Annotated in this window: 15 protein-coding genes; 11 read left to right on the forward strand and 4 right to left on the reverse strand. The window is 64.4% G+C overall.

The features are described from left to right. Window positions 1-1248, forward strand: coding sequence for an ABC transporter substrate-binding protein (locus tag BraRD5C2_RS29355; RefSeq protein WP_223974973.1), 1248 nt, complete (start codon window positions 1-3; stop codon window positions 1246-1248). Window positions 1249-1377: 129 nt separating this feature from the next. After that, on the forward strand, window positions 1378-3642 hold the full coding sequence (locus BraRD5C2_RS29360) for a fused MFS/spermidine synthase (protein ID WP_223974581.1): 2265 nt from the start codon (window positions 1378-1380) through the stop codon (window positions 3640-3642). Between the two features lie 141 nt (window positions 3643-3783). Here BraRD5C2_RS29360 and BraRD5C2_RS29365 read toward each other — a convergent pair whose 3' ends face one another. The 4 genes from BraRD5C2_RS29365 to BraRD5C2_RS29380 all read right to left on the reverse strand — a co-directional run bounded on the left by BraRD5C2_RS29365 (window position 3784) and on the right by BraRD5C2_RS29380 (window position 8132). Further along, window positions 3784-5442, reverse strand: coding sequence for an alkaline phosphatase family protein (locus BraRD5C2_RS29365; RefSeq protein WP_223974583.1), 1659 nt, complete (start codon window positions 5440-5442; stop codon window positions 3784-3786). 284 nt (window positions 5443-5726) lie between these two features. Next, window positions 5727-6578: an alpha/beta fold hydrolase gene (locus BraRD5C2_RS29370; RefSeq protein ID WP_223974585.1), complete on the reverse strand. Its 852-nt coding sequence runs from the start codon at window positions 6576-6578 to the stop codon at window positions 5727-5729. Beyond that, window positions 6568-6966, reverse strand: coding sequence for a carboxymuconolactone decarboxylase family protein (locus BraRD5C2_RS29375; protein WP_223974587.1), 399 nt, complete (start codon window positions 6964-6966; stop codon window positions 6568-6570). Before BraRD5C2_RS29375 ends, BraRD5C2_RS29370 begins: the two co-directional genes overlap by 11 nt. A gap of 23 nt (window positions 6967-6989) precedes the next feature. Beyond that, window positions 6990-8132 (reverse strand): FAD-dependent monooxygenase, encoded by a 1143-nt coding sequence (locus tag BraRD5C2_RS29380; RefSeq protein ID WP_223974589.1) that lies wholly within the window; start codon window positions 8130-8132, stop codon window positions 6990-6992. Between the two features lie 289 nt (window positions 8133-8421). Between BraRD5C2_RS29380 and BraRD5C2_RS29385 the strand changes: the two genes are divergently transcribed. The 9 genes from BraRD5C2_RS29385 (at window position 8422) to BraRD5C2_RS29425 (ending at window position 15131) form a co-directional block, all read left to right on the forward strand. Next, entirely contained in the window at window positions 8422-9738 is a 1317-nt protein-coding gene (locus tag BraRD5C2_RS29385) for a dicarboxylate/amino acid:cation symporter (protein WP_223974591.1), read from the forward strand. A gap of 24 nt (window positions 9739-9762) precedes the next feature. Next, window positions 9763-10692, forward strand: coding sequence for a LysR substrate-binding domain-containing protein (locus BraRD5C2_RS29390; RefSeq protein ID WP_223974593.1), 930 nt, complete (start codon window positions 9763-9765; stop codon window positions 10690-10692). A 125-nt stretch (window positions 10693-10817) separates the two neighbouring features. After that, the gene (locus BraRD5C2_RS29395) at window positions 10818-11714 is read left to right on the forward strand and encodes a tripartite tricarboxylate transporter substrate-binding protein (protein ID WP_223974974.1); all 897 of its coding nucleotides are present in this window, start codon (window positions 10818-10820) and stop codon (window positions 11712-11714) included. A 110-nt stretch (window positions 11715-11824) separates the two neighbouring features. Continuing rightward, on the forward strand, window positions 11825-12538 hold the full coding sequence (locus tag BraRD5C2_RS29400; RefSeq protein WP_223974595.1) for a TetR/AcrR family transcriptional regulator: 714 nt from the start codon (window positions 11825-11827) through the stop codon (window positions 12536-12538). A 47-nt stretch (window positions 12539-12585) separates the two neighbouring features. Next, window positions 12586-12837 (forward strand): hypothetical protein, encoded by a 252-nt coding sequence (locus BraRD5C2_RS29405; protein WP_223974597.1) that lies wholly within the window; start codon window positions 12586-12588, stop codon window positions 12835-12837. Between the two features lie 169 nt (window positions 12838-13006). Next, entirely contained in the window at window positions 13007-13723 is a 717-nt protein-coding gene (minC, locus tag BraRD5C2_RS29410) for a septum site-determining protein MinC (RefSeq protein WP_223974599.1), read from the forward strand. Window positions 13724-13744: 21 nt separating this feature from the next. After that, a complete protein-coding gene (gene minD, locus BraRD5C2_RS29415; RefSeq protein WP_223974601.1) occupies window positions 13745-14560 on the forward strand; it encodes a septum site-determining protein MinD in 816 nt (271 codons plus the stop codon). Continuing rightward, window positions 14560-14838, forward strand: coding sequence for a cell division topological specificity factor MinE (gene minE / locus BraRD5C2_RS29420; RefSeq protein ID WP_050401856.1), 279 nt, complete (start codon window positions 14560-14562; stop codon window positions 14836-14838). Before minD ends, minE begins: the two co-directional genes overlap by 1 nt. After that, window positions 14835-15131, forward strand: coding sequence for a hypothetical protein (locus BraRD5C2_RS29425; RefSeq protein WP_223974602.1), 297 nt, complete (start codon window positions 14835-14837; stop codon window positions 15129-15131). Before minE ends, BraRD5C2_RS29425 begins: the two co-directional genes overlap by 4 nt. Window positions 15132-15167: the final 36 nt, after the last annotated feature.

Genomic DNA, 15167 nt, shown 5'->3' on the forward strand with positions numbered 1-15167 from the left:
ATGCCACGGCACGCGCACGAGGCGAGATCCGCTTGTTTGGGTGTCGCGCTGACGATCGCTATCGGCTTGGCCGTTGCGGCGCCAGGCTCGGCTCACGAGGAGAAGCGCTACGATACCGGCGCATCCGATACAGCGATCAAGATCGGCAACACGGCTCCTTATAGTGGACCGCTGTCCTCGAACGGCATCATCGCCAGGACCGAAGCCGCCTACTTCAAGATGATCAACGATCAGGGCGGGGTCAACGGCCGCAAGATCGAGTTCATCTCCTATGATGATGCCTATAGTCCCCCGAAGACTGTCGAGCAGACCCGCAAGTTGATCGAGAGCGACGAGGTGCTGCTGCTCTTCAATCAGCTCGGTACGCCGACCACCATGTCGGTCATCAAATATGTCAACGCCAAAAAGGTACCGCAGCTGTTTATCGCGGCGGGCGCAACCGTGTTCGGCGACCACAAGGCATATCCCTGGTCGATGGGTTTCCAGCCGAGCTACCAGAGCGAAACGCGCATCTACGGGAAATACCTGCGCGAAAACTATCCCAACGGAAAGATTGCCGTGCTGTCGTCCAATGACGACTTCGGACGAGACAATATCAAGGGCTTGAAAGACGGTCTGGGCGAAGGGGCCGGCAACATCGTCGCCGAGGTCACGTATGAGACGAGCGCACCGACGATCGATTCCGAGCTCGTGAAGCTGAAATTCTCCGGCGCGAGCATCTTCGTCAATTTCGCCTCCGCGAAATTCGCGGCCCAGGCCATCAAGAAAGCCGCAGAGATCGGCTGGAAGCCGGTGCAGATCCTGCATGGAAACTCGCAGTCGATCAGCGCCGTGCTGAAGCCCGCCGGCCTCGAGAACGCCAGAGACATCATCACCGCGGGCTACAGCAAGGACCCCGCGGATGCGGCCTGGAAGGACGACCCCGGCTTGAAGCGATTCTCCGATTTCATGGCCGAGCACATGCCGGGCGAGGATAAGGACAACTCTTACGTGGTCTATGGATACAACGCTGCGCAGGCGCTGGTCGACGTGCTCAAGCAATGCGGGGATGACCTGACGCGCGCCAACGTCATGCGGCAGGCCGAGGCTTTGAACGGGGTTCACCTCGACATGCTTCTTCCGGATATTGCGTTGACGACATCGCCAAGTGACCACTACCCGATCGAGCGAATGCAATTGCAGAAGTTCGATGGGCAGAACTGGGTGCGGTTTGGCTCCGGTGTTGAGGGGACGCTGGACAAGAGGTGACGGGGCACCGGCGGAGGTTCGATTGGCAAAACTGTTTCTCCGTCGCCGATACGCGCTCCCTGAACTGCGATTAACCCTTGCTTAGGCGCGGCTAACTACCTTGCAAGCAAAGATTGCAAGGGCCAACGAATGTCACTTTTTGAGAACGCGCCGGATCGCACGCTTCCGGAGGTATCGCGTTCTGCCGATGATACGCGCCTGCTGCCGTTCCTCAGCGTGGCGACGGTGTTTGTATCCGCGCTGCTGCTGTTCTTGATTCAGCCGATGTTCGCGAAAATGGTGCTGCCGAAGCTCGGCGGCGCACCTTCGGTCTGGTCGGTGGCGATGGTGTTCTTCCAGGCCGTCCTGCTCGCCGGCTATGCCTATGCACATCTGCTCGGCCGGTTGTTCGGGCCGCAGCGCGCGGGCCTCGTCCACCTGCTCCTGCTCGCCGTCACGGCCATGACCTTGCCGATTGCGATCGCGCCCAATTGGGGTGTGCCACCGGCCGATGGAACCGCGCTCTGGTTGTTCGGACTGTTCGCTGCGTCAATCGGCCTGCCGTTCTTTGCATTGTCGGCGAGCGCGCCCTTGCTGCAGAGCTGGTTCGCCGGAAGCGGCCATCGCGATGCCGACAATCCCTATGTGCTCTATGCCGCATCGAATCTTGGCTCGTTCGCGGCCCTGTTTGCCTATCCCGCCGTTGTCGAGCCACTGCTGGCGCTGAATATGCAGGCGAGTATCTGGTCGTTCGGCTTTGCAGTCCTCGCGCTGCTCGTCACAGCGGTTGCCTTCGTGCTCGGACGAGGCAACGGTGCCGTGAAGGTGACGCCGACGCCGGAGACATCGGTCGTCAGCGTGGCCGACAGGCTGCAGTGGATCGCGCTTGCGGCCATTCCGTCCGGGTTGGTCATCGCGGTGACCGCGCACCTGACGACCGACGTCGCGGCAGCGCCCTTTCTCTGGGTTATTCCGCTGGCGCTCTATCTGTTCACCTTCGTTGTCGTGTTCCGCGACCGGCCGTGGATCAGCCACGCGACCGTGGTGCGTCTCGTTCCGTTCGCCGTGGCCCCCCTTGCGATCAGTCTGGTCGGCGCCAAGGTGTTCTGGGTCACGACGATCGTGCTCCACCTCGTCGTGTTCACGCTGTTGGCGCTGCTCTGTCATGGCGAGCTCTATGCCCGGCGTCCGCACCCGCAACGCTTGACCGAGTTCTTCCTGTGCACCTCGTTCGGCGGTGTGCTGGGCGGCGCCTTCGCGGGACTGCTGGCGCCGCAGTTATTCTCCGGCAACTACGAATATCCGATCCTGATCGCGCTCGCATTGCTGGCGCTGCCCGGCATTTTCGCGGGCGGTGCGCGCCAGACGCTGATCACGGCGTTGCCATGGTTGGCGGTGGCGATCGCGCTTGCCATGGTCTGGTACGTGACGCAACTGCAGTTGCCGGCCTCCTTCGAGCTGTCGTTCAGTGCCTTGCTGGTCCTGCTGGCGGCCGGCATGATATTTTTGCGCCAGCGGCCGGTGTCATTTGCCGGGTTGGCGGTCACCGGCCTGATGCTGACGACGTTCTGGCGTCCGGGCATGGCCCCGATCGAGACCGCGCGCAGCTTCTTCGGGGTCCATACGGTGGTCGACCTCGCGGATGGCCGCGCGCGGCTGCTGTACCACGGCAACACGATGCATGGCGCAGAGCGGTTGCGGAACGACGACGGTACGCCAGTCGTGGGAACGCCTCAGCCTCAGAGCTACTACTATCCAGGCAGCCCGCTGGCTGAAGGAGTTGCGGCGGCACGCAGTGCCCGCAGCAGCTTCGAACGGGTTGCGGTCGTCGGGCTCGGCACCGGCACGCTCGCCTGCCTCCGTCGCGGTGCAGAGAACTGGACGTTCTTCGAGATCGATCCCGAGGTGATCCGGATCGCGAGCAATCCAACCTTCTTCACATTCCTGTCGCGCTGCGCGCCGAAGGCCGGCCTCGTGCTCGGCGATGCGCGTCTCACACTGCAGGCGTCACTCGATCGCTACGACCTGATCGTGCTGGACGCCTTCTCGTCCGACAGCATTCCGGTCCACCTGCTGACGCGTGAAGCGATCGCCGGCTATGTGTCGAGGCTGACGACGCACGGGGTCATTCTCGTGCATATCTCCAACCGCCATCTCGATCTCGCGCCGATCATGGCGAATATCGCGCAGTCCCAGGGGTTGATCGCACTCTTCAAGGAAGGGCATCCCGCCGGCGACGTCATGACCACGTTGAGGACGGCGTCCCGGGTGGTGATGCTTGCGCGCACGCCCGAGGATGCGGGCGAGGCGGCCCGGCATTGGGCCGCCATGTCGCCGGATTCGGCCAGCGCACTCTGGACGGACGATTACTCGAATCTCCTTGGCCCCATGCTGCGGGCGAAGTTCGGCTCCTGACGCGCTCATGACAAACAGCATCGGCGCCCCGCGATAGGGGCGCCGATATGTGGGCCAGGCCGCTCGGCTTGCCCGGTCACGGTGTACCGGTGCAAGCCGTTTGGTGCGTTGCGCCGCTGGAGCCAGTGCTCCTTTGCGGCTTCACTTGATCTTCAAGGCCTCGACGCCTTCCTCACGCACAGCCTGGAGGCTGCGCGGATTGAGGTCGAGCGCATGAAGGATCGTCGGCGCGATCTGGGTGGTGAAAGCCGTCTCCTCGACGACCCTCGCATGCTTGATGTGCGGCGACGAGAGCAGCAGCAGCACGTTGCGATCGTCCTTGGAGAAGCCGCCATGCTCGGCGAGCTTGCTGCCGCCGGTGCAGATGACGCCGTGATCGGTGATGGCGATGAAGTCCGGCACCCGGCTGTTGTGGAACGGATCTTCATAGAGCCTGGTCAGTTCGTCGCGGTCGAGCAGCTTCTGGATATGCAGATCGGCGGCGTGGGCGAGGATGTAGGCCTTGGCATCTGCGTAGTAGGGATGGCCGGTCGCCGGATTGGTCGCCTGCTGCAGCTCCGGCGACAACCAGACCAGCGCCTCGTCATCGCAGATCTCGAAGCCGTTGGTGCCGAAACCGGGCGCCTTGCTGTACAGCGCGTCGGAGATCGCCACGCGGTCCTTGACGTCGATCGGTGACTGGCCGTGCTTGGCGCTGACGATGATCAGCGTCGAATCGTAGAGATTTTGCGTCTTGAGCTCGTTGACGAACTTGCCGAGCGCGTCGTCCACGAACTGGAATTGCAGCGTGAGCGCATTGCCGGGCGTCGCCTTGCCGTCGGCATAGCCGCCGACAAGCGATTTGTCGGCATCGGCGTGGCCGGCCTTGGCGAGCTTCTGGCCGACGCTGACCGCCTGGAAGTTCATGCCGAAAATCGCGGGCACTGCCTGGCGCTGGGTTCGCGAGCCGTCATAGCCGTCGATCCAGTTCAACACCGCCTTCACTTTCAGCGAGTCGTAGGAGCGGACGCCGGTGAAGCTCGTGGTGTAGTCGTCGCCGGGCTGGGCGCCGGGATCGATGGTGTCCTGCGAGTTGATCTCCGGCGTGAACAGCTCGTCGAGGCCCTTGCCCGACGGGCCCGCGAGGTCTTCATAGGCCGGGTGCTTGTCGGACCAGGCCGTGCGCATTCCGGCCTCCTTGATGACTTCGAAGACCGTGTTGGTGCGCACGTAGTCGTGGGGATAGACCGGCACGCACTGGCCGTTCACCAGCTTGCGCTGCATGTGATCCGGATCGAGCTGGGTGTAGACTTGGCCCAGCGTGCCGCCGGCGGTGTAATCGGCGACCAGCCCGCTGGAGTAATTGTAGGTCTTGTCGAGCGCTTCGAAGTTGGTGAGCTCGGTTCCCGCCGGGCCCACGCAGCCGGGGTCGCCAAGGCCCTGGCTGGTATAGAAGGCCTTGGCCGGATATTCGGTGCGGTCATAGCTGTCGTCGTAGAACAGGCCGCCGCCCTTCGGCGTGGCGCCCGTCACCTGCGCGAGCATGCCGGGAAAGCTGTCGGATGGCGCAGTGGTCAAAGCGTTCGGATAGACGACGCCCTTTCCGGTGAGCTGGGCGAAGTTGCCGCCGGGGCGGCTTTCGACCCAACGCTTCAGATCGACGGCGTGCATGCCATCGACGCTGATCAGCAGGACGTGCTTGTAGCCGTGTCGCTGCGAATGGTCGTTGTCGTCATCCGCTTGCGCAACGGCGACGCCGCAGGCCAGCATGGCCGCCGCGATCGCGGCGGTTGACAGGAAATAGTCACGAAAGCCACTCATGAGTTCGCCCCTCTGATTTTCGGTAGGTTTGGAATCGCCCGCGCTGGCCGCGACAACTTGTCGCGGTCAATTGACGGTGAGATGACGCTTTCTTGCGAGTTCGATGACCGTGGTCGGGGCTGACCGGCATCCGATGATCGCTGGATTTGCCCAAGGTGGGGTTGCGCGCCGGCGGGGCCAGGCCGCGCGACGGCTAGCTCGTGCCGTTCACGTCACAGGTGCGGCGGCCCCTGGTACTTTGCATGGGGTTGTTTTCGATATTTTCGCTAGGAGGCGGCCGCGAGTCATTCAGATCGAGCGACGTCGCGCAGGTGCCGTTCGATCACGGCGTCGACCTCGTCCGGGTGATCGACCTGCGGTAGATGTCCGGCGTCGGCAATGATCGCCAGCCGGCACCCAAGCATCGCCGCGAGTTCCGTCATCGGCTGCACCAAGAGCTGGTCGTTTGCGCCGACGATCATCGTCAGCGGCACCTGCATTTTCTTCACGCCGTCGAGATAGGCGAGGGACTGGATCGCACGGGCGCTGCCGATGAAGCCTTCAGGGGCGGTCTCGTTGATGCAATCGAGCAGCGTGGTCGCGATCGACGGATGCGCCGCGAGATAGGCGCGTCCGAACCAGCGCTCGGCAGTCGGCGCCGCCAGCGGCGCGATACCTTGCGCCTGCACCAGCGCGATGCGGTCGTCCCACGCGGCGGCGAAGGGTGGCGGCGCATCGGCCCGCGCGGCGATCACGCACAGGCTGAGCAGGCGGTCCGGATGGCGCACGCCGAGACCGAAGGCGGTCATGCCGCCCTGGGAGACGCCGATCACGTGCACTTGCCTGATACCGAAATGATCGAGTACCGCGATCGCATCCGCGACCAGATCATCCATGGCATAGGGGCCGCGCGACGCCTCGGATTCTCCGTGACCCCTGCTGTCGAGCGCGAGCACGCGATGGCCGCGGGCAGCGAGTGCGAGCGCTTCGCGATGCCAGATCGCACTGCTGGTCAGGATCGAATGGCACAGCAGCACCGGCGCGCCACGCTCGGGGCCGCCGACGCGGACGCTGAGTCGTCCGGCCTTGCCCGGTACGTCGTGGCGGGCGAAGCCCGGCCACGCCGCAATCTCGATCGGAGCCGGTTCAATCGACAAGGCCCATCTCCGCGAACACGTCCTTGGCGATACGGAAGCTGTCGAGCCCTGCGGGCATGCCGCAATAGACCGCGATCTGCAGGAACACCTCGCGCAGCTCGGCCTTGCTCAGTCCGTTGTTGAGTGCGCCGCGGATATGCACCTTGAGCTCGTGCGGCCGGTTCAGCGCCGCGATCATGCCGAGATTGAGCAGGCTGCGGCTGCGCTTGTCGAGGTCTGGGCGATTCCAGATCTCGTCCCAGCAATATTCGGTCGCGAGCTTCTGGATCGGCCAGTTGAAATCGTCGGCCGCCTTCAGCGATCGCTCGACATAGGCGTCGCCGAGCACGGTGCGGCGGGTCTTGAGGCCGCGTTCGAACTTCTCGCCGCGGGGGGTTGCGTCGGTCATGGTCTTCTCCGGTTGAATTGAGGTCAGGCCAGCGCCGGCTCGGCGAGCGGCGTGGTCCAGGCGTCGTAGCCGTAGACCCAGTCGGGATCGGTCGGGTTCTTGAGCCAGGTGTTGGTGCGCGAGCTCGCCTGCACGCGCGAGGTTCTCGGCTTGCGCGTTGCCTCAAAGCGGCGGAAGGCCTCCGAGACGCCGTCGCGATCGACGCCCCTGAGGCAGCGCGACAGCACCGCGGCATCCTCGATCGCCATCGCCGCGCCCTGCGCCATGTATGGCGTCATCGGATGGCAGGCATCGCCGAGCAGCGTGATGTTGCCCTCGCTCCAGCGCGGCAGCGGGTCGCGGTCGACCAGCGCCCATTTGTGCACCGACGGGCAGGATTCGAGCACATGGCGGACTTGGGGATGGAAGCCTTCGAACGCCTTGCGCAATTCGACGACGTCGCCGGTGGCCGACCAGGATTCCACGGTAAATCCAGGCTCCGGCTGGCTGGTCACGAAGTAGACCTCGCTGCGGTCCGGCTTGACATAATAGATGACGATGTGGCGATCCGGTCCCCACCATTTGGTGCAGTCGTCGATCGGATAGCCGTTGAGCAGCGACGCCGGGAATACCGTGCGATAGGCGATGCGGCCGGTGAAGTTCGGCTCGTCGCGGCCGAACAGCCGCTCCTTGACGAAGGAATGCACGCCGTCGGCCGCCACCACCGCGTCGACCGTCGTGCTGTGACCGTTGGCAAATGTCAGCGCCACCGAGCGGTCGGCGCGCTGCTCGATCGCGGTTAGCTTGTGATCGAGGCGAACGAGGTTGTCGGGTACGGCGCTGGCGAGCGCCGCATGCAGGTCGCCGCGATGCCCGAGCAGATAAGGCGCACCATAGCGCTCCTCGGCGGCGGGACCGAACACCATGTCGAAGCGCACCTCGCCGGTGTCGTATTCCTTGTTGTTCCAGGAGCGCGGATAGAACGCTTCACGGCGCAGCATCGGCTCGAGGTCCCAGGCCCGCATCACCTTCATGGCGTTGCAGCCGATCTGGATGCCGGCACCTAACCGCGTGAAGCGCTGGGCCTGTTCGTACACCGTCACGTCAACCCCTGCGCGGCTCAGCGCCGCGGCGGAGGCAAGTCCCCCCATGCCGGCGCCGATCACCGCCACCGAAAGTCTGCTCATTGTGGTTCCTCACAGCTTGCGCCGGCTGACCACCGGCTTCCCTGCCGTTGTCGGTCAAAGCGGGCTGCGCCCGCAAACGAGTAATGCTGACGGAGCGTGAGTTGGGCTCACGTGGCGCGCCGTCAACCGCGTCCCGCCGTCGCCTGCCTGTGAGCTGAGGTCACGCTGCCTGAGCTTAACTCGTTTGCGCTTCGGGCAATCGCCCGCCAACGTCCCCGCTGCCGCATTGGCGCCTGCCGATGATCTCTCCCGCGCGGCCAACATCAAAGACTCCCGAGGATCGACGCCCATGTCCACGATCACCAACGACGGTGCCGCCCGTCTCGACGCTGTCGCGACGCCGTGGCATGCGCGTCTCTATGTCCAGGTGCTGATCGGCATCGCGCTCGGCGTCCTGGTCGGCTATCTCTGGCCGGATGTCGGTGCGGCGCTGAAGCCGCTCGGCGACGCGCTGATCAAGATGATCAAGATGGCGATCGCCCCGATCGTCTTCCTCACGGTGGTGCACGGCATTGCGAGCCTTGGCGACATGCGCAAGGCTGGACGGATCGGCGTCAAAACCCTTGTTTATTTCGAGATCGCCACGACGGCGGCGCTGATCATCGGCCTTGTCGTCATCAACCTGGCGCGTCCCGGCGTCGGCATGCACGTCTCGGCGGCTTCGCTGGATTCCCGGCTCATCGCCTCCTACGTGACGCAGTCGCACGAGCAGACCGTGGTCGGCTTCCTGATGAACGTCATTCCGTCGACGGTCGGAGGCGCGTTCACCAGCGGCGATACGCTCCAGGTGCTGTTCTTCGCGGTGCTGTTCGGCATCGCCCTGCAACGCTATGGCGAACGCGGCAAGCCTGTGCTGCAGGCGATCGAGAGACTGTCGAACATCCTCTTCATCCTGATCGGCATGATCATGCGGATCGCGCCGATCGGCGCGTTCGGCGCCATGGCCTTCACCATCGGCAAGTACGGCGTCGGCTCGATCGTCGCGCTGTCGCACTTCATGCTGGTGTTCTATCTCACCTGCCTGCTGTTCGTGATCGTCGGGCTCGGTATCGTGTCGCGGCTTGCGGGCTTCAGCATCTTCAAGCTGATCCGCTATCTCCGCGAAGAGCTGCTGCTGGTGCTCGGATTGTCGGGCTCGGAATCGGTGATGCCGCGCTTCATCGACAAGATGAAGGCCGCCGGCTGTGCGGAATCGACCGTCGGCCTCGTGATCCCGACCGGCTATACGTTCAATCTCGACGGCACCTGCATCTATCTCACCATGGCCAGCGTGTTCCTTGCGCAGGCCACCGACACGCCGATGTCGCTCGCCCAGCAGATCGGTCTCGTGGTGGTCTGCCTCTTGACGTCGAAGGGCGCAGCTGCCGTGCCGGGCAGCGGCTTCATCGTGCTCGCCGCAACGCTAGGGTCGATCGGCCACGTTCCGGTGGCAAGCATTGCGCTGCTGCTCGGCATCGACCGCTTCATGTCGGAAGCGCGTGCGCTGACCAACTTTATCGGTACGGCGGTGGCCACTGTGGTTGTGGCGCACTGGGAAGGTGACCTCGACCGTACGCAGTTCGTCCGCGCCCTCGACAATCCGGACACCTCCGCGCTATCCTCCTGAGTTCTCCGGAGATGCGACACGATCATGAGAAAGTTGCCACCGCTCAACGCGGTGCGGACATTCGAGGCGGCCGCGCGGCATGTCAGCTTCACCAAGGCCGCTGAAGAGCTGCTCGTCACCCACGGCGCCGTCAGCCGCCAGGTCGCGCTTCTCGAGGACTGGTTCGGCGTCAAGTTGTTTCGCCGCGCCCCTTCGCAACTGACGCTGACCGCAGCCGGGCAGATCTATTATCGCGAGGTCACGGCGATCCTCGATCGGCTTGCGCTGGCCTCGATGGACATGAAGGCGTACGGCTCGCCATCGGTGCTACGGGTCAGCGCACCGCCGACATTCGCGATGCGCTGGCTGATCCGCCGCATCGCGTCGTTCCAGCGCATGCGCGCCGATGTCGAGCTGCGGCTGCTCACCTCGATCGGACCGCTCAACGTCAACGACCGTTCGTTCGACGTCGCGATCCGCGGCAATGTCGGCGAACCGGTCGGCTGGATGTCGCAGCATTTCATGACCGAGCTGATCGCGCCGGTCTGCCATGTCGACCTGCTGACCCGCGGGCGGCTCGCCACCCCCGATGACTTGCGGCATCACACCCTGATCACCTATCTGACCGAGCCCTACGATTGGTCGCGCTGGCTCGCCCAGGCCGGCGGCGAGATGAGTGCGGATCAGGAGACACTGCGGTTCGAGCAGATGTTCTTCGCGCTGCAGGCGACCATCGATCGCATCGGCATCGGGCTGTTTCCGCTGTTCCTCGTGATCGACGAGCTGATAGCGGGCCAGCTCTGTCTTCCGTTCGGCGACCTCGGCCTGCGCAAGCGCGAGTACCGTTCGTTCTATCTCGCCGACAATGAAAGCGCCGGCGCCATCGCCGACTTCACCGCATGGCTTGCCGACGCCGGTCGCGAGACCGAGCAATTCATGCTGGACTGGGCGACGTCGAAGGGCTGGAGCTTCTAGGCGAGCGGCTCTATGACAGACGAGGGGGAACGCACATGCCCAACATCTCTCGCAGGCCATTCCTCCAACTCGCGCTCGGCGCGGCGACGTTGCCGCTTGCTTCCCGCGGCGCGCGCGCCGAAACCATGGCGCGCCCGATCACGATGATCGTGCCGTTCGCGGCGGGCGGACCGACCGACGTGCTGGCGCGGATCCTCGCCGAATACATGCGCAATACCCTCGGCCATCCCGTCATCATCGAGAATGTCACGGGCGCTTCCGGCACGGTCGCCGGCCTGCGCGCCTCGCGCGCGGCGCCTGACGGATCCACGATCACGATCGGGCATTGGGGCACGCATTGCCTCAACGGCGCGATCTATCAGCTGCAATATGACGTGCGCGAATTCGCGCCGATTGCGCTGATCGCGAGCGGACCGCAGCTCATCATCGGTCGGCCTGATCTGCCGGCAAAGAATCTGAAGGAGCTGATTGCCTGGCTCAAGGCCAATGGCGACAAGGCCACCGCCGGCACCGCGGGCCCGGGTTCGGGAGCGCATGTCGCCGGCGTGTTCTTCCAGCAGCTCACAAACACCAACTTTTCCTTCGTGCCGTATCGCGGCGCCGGTCCCGCGCTGAACGATCTGATGGCCGGGCATATCGACATCATGTTCGATCAGGCGTCGAACTCGCTGCCGCAGGTGAAGAGCGGGACTGTGAAGGCTTTTGCGGTGACCGCATCATCGCGGCTGGCATCGGCAGCGGAGATTCCGACGGTCGACGAGGCCGGATTGCCGGGTCTCCATATTGCGTACTGGCATGGCATCTGGGCGCCGAAGGGTACGCCGGCCGATATCGTGTCTGTTCTGTCGAAGGCGGTGATGTCGGCGCTCGCCGAGCCCGTCGTTCGGCAACGCTTCGCCGAGCTCGGGCAGGAGATCCCGTTACCGGACAAGCAGACCCCCACCGCGCTGCGCGACCATCAGGCCGCCGAGGTCGAGAAATGGTGGCCGATCGTCAAGTCGGCCAACATCAAGGCGGAATAGGCATAACCATATGACTTGAAACGCATTTTTATCAATCCCCGACTGGGGCTCGACGCCTTGAAAAGCCGGATCATGCTCTTATATGTTCGGCCGTACATATAAGAGTGACGATGACTGATCCGAGTAATTTGGTGGCGAAATTGGCTGCGAGGCCCAAGGGACGCCGCAACAAGGACATGCCGGACGGCCGGCAGGCGCTGCTGATCGCCGCGACCGAGGCCTTCGCGGTCCAGGGGTTCGACGGCGCCGACCTGCGCAGCGTCGCGGCGGCGGCGGGCGTCGCGCCGAATCTCGTGCGCGTGCATTTCGGCAACAAGGCCGCGCTGTGGGAGGCCTGTCTCGACTGCATCGCAGCGCTCGCAACACCGGCGATGGCTGAGGTGCAGGCGATCGCAGCCGACGCGAGCCGTTCACTCGGCGACCGGCTGCGTGCGCTCATCATCCGGGTCGCGACCTTCTATGCCGCCTATCCGGATGTCAGGAACTTCGTGGTTCGTCGCGGCGCCGAGAGCCCGGAGCGCGCCACACTGGTAACCGAGAAGCTGTTGCGCCCGGCATATGAGTCGGCGCGCGATCTTTTCCAGGCCGGCATCGATGCCGGCATCATCCGCAGCAGCCATCCAGCGCTGTTCTTCGCGCTGCTCAACGCCGCGCTCAACCAGCCGCCGTCCTTTCCGATGCTGCTCGGTCAGATCGCGCCCGAGATCGATCCCGCAACCGCGTGGACCGAGCTGCTCGACACGACGATCGCAACGCTTCTGCATCTGCCGCCGTCGCAAGCCGGCGCCGAACCCGCCGGCAACGGCCGCGAGCCGCTGTCGTGACATCCAGTCTCGACCAACATTTCAACCTGCCAGTGAGAGAGTGATCCATGAAACTTCGTCTTGCCCTCGTGCTTCTCGCCGCGACGATTGCGCCCGCGTTGGCCCAGTCCGGACCGAACGAATCGATGCAGCGTCAGGCCTGCATGGGTGACGCGGTCCGCCTGTGCGGTGCCTACATTCCGGACCGTGGCCGGATCAGGGACTGCATGGCCGCACAGGTCGAGCAGCTCAGCCCGTCATGCCGCGCGGTGTTCGATGCATCGGTGCAGGCCGAGCGATCGCCGTCGTCGCGGCGTTGATCCGGGCCGCCGGTCCCAGAATCATGCGTTCAGGCAACAGGTCGCAGCCAACAGCGGTTGCCCGAGGAGCAGCCCTCTCAAATCCGTGAAAACACCTCCTTCCGTTAACCTTTGATTAACCATGCGGTCCGATTGTTAACCATTCGACAAGACAACCGAGTCAGAGGCGATGGACGCAACTCCACAGGTGGCACGTCAGCAGGTCCGCATGCGCGGCCGTTCCTACGTTGCGTTCGTTTTCTCGCCGGTCGTGCCGGTCGTGTCCTGGCTCGCCGAGATCGACGGAACGCTGGGGAAATCGCCGGGCTTCTTCACCGGCAAGCCTGTGGTGCTGGACCTCTCGGCGGTCGACCTCAGCCAGGCCGCGATCGCGCATCTGGTCGGCAGCCTCGCTGAACGCAACATCCGTATCCTCGGCATCGAGGGTGTCGACGAATCCAAGCTCGGCGCCAACCTGCCGCCGCTGCTGACCGGCGGCCGCGCCTGCGCGATCACCCATGTCGAGCCGAAGACACCGCCGGCGCAGGAAAAGAACAAAGACAAGGACAAGACCAAGCTGCCGTCGCTGCTGCTGGAGAGTCCGGTGCGTTCCGGCCAGTCGATCGTGTTTGCCGAGGGCGATGTCACCGTGCTCGGTTCGGTCGGCTCCGGCGCCGAGATCGTCGCGGGCGGTTCGATCCATGTCTACGGCACGCTGCGCGGCCGCGCGATGGCCGGCATCAACGGCAATTCGGCGGCCCGGATCTTCTGCCAGAAGATCGAGGCCGAGCTGCTCGCCATCGACGGCTACTACCAGACCGCAGATGAAATCGACGACGGCTTGCGCAACCGGCCCGCCCAGGCGTGGCTCGAGGGCGAAATGCTGCGCATCACAGCTTTGAACTGATCGACCACAAGGAGAGAGAGAATGGCCAAGGTATTGGTCGTGACGTCTGGGAAGGGCGGGGTCGGCAAGACGACCTCAACCGCCGCGCTTGGCGCGGCGCTCGCGCAAATGGGCCAGAACGTCGTCGTCATCGATTTCGACGTCGGCCTGCGGAACCTCGATTTGGTGATGGGCGCGGAACGTCGGGTCGTGTTCGACCTCATCAACGTGGTGCAGGGCGTCGCCAAGCTGCCGCAAGCTCTGATCCGCGACAAGCGGATGGAAAATCTCTGGCTGCTGCCGGCGTCGCAGACCCGCGACAAGGACGCGCTGACCGAAGAGGGGGTCAAGCGCGTGATCGCAGACCTCAAGACCAAGTTCGACTGGATCCTGTGCGACAGCCCGGCCGGCATCGAACGCGGCGCGACGCTCGCGATGCGCTATGCCGACGAGGCCATCATCGTCACCAATCCGGAAGTGTCGTCGGTGCGCGATTCCGACCGCATCATCGGCATGCTGGATTCCAAGACGGCCCGCGCCGAGCGCGGCGAGCGGGTCGAGAAGCATCTTTTGGTCACCCGTTATGATGCCGCCCGCGCCGCGCGCGGCGAGATGCTGTCGATCAACGATATCCTGGAAATCCTTGCCACACCGCTGCTCGGCATCGTCCCGGAGAGCCAGGACGTGCTGCGCGCATCCAATGTCGGTTGCCCGGTCACGCTGAACGCTGCGAGCAGTGCGCCGGCGCGGGCCTATACCGACGCGGTGCGGCGCCTGATGGGCGAGGCGGTGGAGATGACCGTGCCGGTCGAGCGCAAGGGGCTGATGGACCGGCTGCTGCGACGGAGGGCGGCATGATGAACGTAATGCGGCTGTTCGGCGGCCGCTCTGCATCGGCGCCCGTCGCGCGGGAGCGGTTGCAGATCCTGCTTTCGCATGAGCGTGGCCGGACCGGCACGCCGGACCTTCTGGAGATGCTCCGCTCGGAAATCCTGGGCGTGGTCTCCAAGCATATCGACGTCGATCCCGACAAGGTCGTGGTCAAGATGGACCGAGGCAAGTTCGTCTCGATGCTTGAAGTCGACATCGAGGTTCCCAACGGCGTGCAACGATCAAAGATGGTGGCGGCCACATGACAGCAGACAGCGACAGTCACATCGCCTGGCAACGCGCGCAGCTGAAGAAGCTGCGCGCGGCGTTGAAGGCGATCGAGGTCGATCAGCTCGGCAAGGCCAATTGCGGCCGTGCGACGCAGATGACGATCGACGAATTGCAGCGCAAGATCGGCGAGTCCGGCCGCTGCATCGCCGAGTACGAGCGCCGCACGCGCCGTCCGCTGGCAACGGACCGGGGCAGCCTCGCCAGCGTCAGCTGGACGCACTGGAACGCCAACATGCCGATGGCCAAGTCGCAGCGCCATCGCGCGTGACGAAGACACCAAGTCCGGTCATTGCGAGGAGCTCGC

Origin of the sequence: Bradyrhizobium sp. RD5-C2, from assembly GCF_019972155.1 — a bacterium.
GTDB lineage: Bacteria > Pseudomonadota > Alphaproteobacteria > Rhizobiales > Xanthobacteraceae > Bradyrhizobium.

Excerpts from the sequence above, each read along its gene's own strand:
- BraRD5C2_RS29355 (WP_223974973.1), top strand. The coding sequence starts at position 1 with ATGCCACGGCACGCGCACGAGGCGAGATCCGCTTGTTTGGGTGTCGCG.
- BraRD5C2_RS29360 (WP_223974581.1), top strand. The coding sequence starts at position 1,378 with ATGTCACTTTTTGAGAACGCGCCGGATCGCACGCTTCCGGAGGTATCG.
- BraRD5C2_RS29365 (WP_223974583.1), bottom strand. The coding sequence starts at position 5,442 with ATGAGTGGCTTTCGTGACTATTTCCTGTCAACCGCCGCGATCGCGGCG.
- BraRD5C2_RS29375 (WP_223974587.1), bottom strand. The coding sequence starts at position 6,966 with ATGACCGACGCAACCCCCCGCGGCGAGAAGTTCGAACGCGGCCTCAAG.
- BraRD5C2_RS29380 (WP_223974589.1), bottom strand. The coding sequence starts at position 8,132 with ATGAGCAGACTTTCGGTGGCGGTGATCGGCGCCGGCATGGGGGGACTT.
- BraRD5C2_RS29385 (WP_223974591.1), top strand. The coding sequence starts at position 8,422 with ATGTCCACGATCACCAACGACGGTGCCGCCCGTCTCGACGCTGTCGCG.
- BraRD5C2_RS29390 (WP_223974593.1), top strand. The coding sequence starts at position 9,763 with ATGAGAAAGTTGCCACCGCTCAACGCGGTGCGGACATTCGAGGCGGCC.
- BraRD5C2_RS29395 (WP_223974974.1), top strand. The coding sequence starts at position 10,818 with ATGGCGCGCCCGATCACGATGATCGTGCCGTTCGCGGCGGGCGGACCG.
- BraRD5C2_RS29400 (WP_223974595.1), top strand. The coding sequence starts at position 11,825 with ATGACTGATCCGAGTAATTTGGTGGCGAAATTGGCTGCGAGGCCCAAG.
- BraRD5C2_RS29405 (WP_223974597.1), top strand. The coding sequence starts at position 12,586 with ATGAAACTTCGTCTTGCCCTCGTGCTTCTCGCCGCGACGATTGCGCCC.
- minC (WP_223974599.1), top strand. The coding sequence starts at position 13,007 with ATGGACGCAACTCCACAGGTGGCACGTCAGCAGGTCCGCATGCGCGGC.
- minD (WP_223974601.1), top strand. The coding sequence starts at position 13,745 with ATGGCCAAGGTATTGGTCGTGACGTCTGGGAAGGGCGGGGTCGGCAAG.
- minE (WP_050401856.1), top strand. The coding sequence starts at position 14,560 with ATGAACGTAATGCGGCTGTTCGGCGGCCGCTCTGCATCGGCGCCCGTC.
- BraRD5C2_RS29425 (WP_223974602.1), top strand. The coding sequence starts at position 14,835 with ATGACAGCAGACAGCGACAGTCACATCGCCTGGCAACGCGCGCAGCTG.